Origin of the sequence: Stenotrophomonas pictorum JCM 9942 (genome assembly GCF_001310775.1) — a bacterium.
GTDB classification, from domain to species: Bacteria; Pseudomonadota; Gammaproteobacteria; order Xanthomonadales; family Xanthomonadaceae; genus Stenotrophomonas; species Stenotrophomonas pictorum.
On the sequence record NZ_BAZI01000581.1, the window covers coordinates 1 to 1,303 of the forward strand.

At 68.2% G+C, this 1,303-nt stretch carries 2 protein-coding genes and 1 pseudogene; 2 read left to right on the forward strand and 1 reads right to left on the reverse strand.

The window, feature by feature from the left end:
* Positions 1-141 (forward strand): annotated as a pseudogene (locus JCM9942_RS18495) (PhzF family phenazine biosynthesis protein); the annotation flags it as partial.
* A gap of 234 nt (positions 142-375) precedes the next feature.
* Positions 376-900 carry a GNAT family N-acetyltransferase gene (locus JCM9942_RS20805; protein ID WP_054660888.1) on the forward strand — a complete coding sequence of 175 codons (525 nt, stop codon included), beginning with the start codon at positions 376-378 and terminating at the stop codon, positions 898-900.
* A 186-nt stretch (positions 901-1,086) separates the two neighbouring features.
* Here JCM9942_RS20805 and JCM9942_RS16225 read toward each other — a convergent pair.
* The coding region (locus JCM9942_RS16225; RefSeq protein ID WP_157723007.1) for an amidohydrolase family protein at positions 1,087-1,303 on the reverse strand (217 nt) is incomplete at its 5' end.

Sequence of the window (1,303 nt, forward strand, 5' to 3'; positions counted from 1 at the left end):
GGCAGCGGCAAACGCTACACCGCCAGCCAGGGCCGCGAGGTCGGCCACGACGCGCTGCTGGAACTGCACATCGACGAGGACGGCGAGGTCTGGTCCGGCGGCCAGGTGCAGACGGTGATCCGTGGAACCATCGACTGGTAAGCGCCCCTGCTGCGGAGCGGGCGGGCATTCGCTCAACCGCGCTCGCCCCCACGGAACATGGGCCGGTTCAGGCGGCTCACGGCATCCACAGCCCTCTGGCGCAAGCGCTCGCGACGGCGGTGACCGCTACCGTGGCCAGTGATGACCGCTCGTTCGGCATGCGCGATTCCCACATCGTCAGCCGGGCCGGCAACGTGCCGTGCTTCCGGCAGCCCCTGCGCAGAGGTACCAGGCATGACTGAACCAGCGTCGCGACCGCCAGCGACGGCGATACGTATCCGCGACTTCAGGTCCGGAGACGAAGCCCTGCTTCGCCAGGTGTTCGTCTCCGCGATAGACGGTTCGACTGACGGTCACTACAGCCAGGCGCAGCGCGAGGCATGGCTGGCGGGCGCCGGGGATGTTGCGAGATGGAACCTGCGTATCCAACGCCTCCAGCCGTTCGTGGCACTGCACGATGGCGTGGTGGCCGGTTATGCCGACCTGCAGCCATCCGGGCTGATCGATCATTTTTTTGTGGCCGCCGATCACGCACACCGTGGCGTCGGCAGCGCGCTGCTGCAGCATCTGCAGCAGCAGGCGCGACGGCGGGGCATCGTTGAATTGCACGCCCATGTCAGCCTCAGCGCCGAGCGTTTCTTCAAACGGCACGGCTTCCGCGTTAAACAGCGGCAGACCGTGCGCGTTGCCGGCATCGGCCTGGACAACGCGGTGATGTGCAAACACATGGAAAGCGAAGCCGGCGCGTCAGCGGACTGACCCACCGGTACCGGCAGCCGCCCGTGCCGGCGATGCCCGCTCAGACGCGCAACCTCCACCGGACCAGCCGACAGCCCAACCCGGCAAACGGGGCATACGCCACCAGCAGGTCCAGCGCGGAAAGCCAAACCGCCCGCGCTCCGCGCAAGGGGATACGCATCGTCCTTGCTGCGCCGCTGCCAGCCGCTAGTCGGCCTGCGCCTGGCCACTCATGTATACCGGCTCGCCATCGACCCAGGTGGAAAGCACTTTCAGCTCATCAAGCTCGCCGGCCGCCACCGTGAGCGGGTCGCGGTCGAGCACCACGAAGTCCGCACGCAGGCCACGCTTCAGCGTTCCGACCTCGGCCTCGTCATGGCCGGCCCAGGCCGCGTCGCGGGTGAACCCCGGAGCCGCCTCGGCC

Coding starts and splice junctions, on each gene's coding strand:
- JCM9942_RS20805 (WP_054660888.1), top strand. CDS start 376: ATGACTGAACCAGCGTCGCGACCGCCAGCGACGGCGATACGTATCCGC.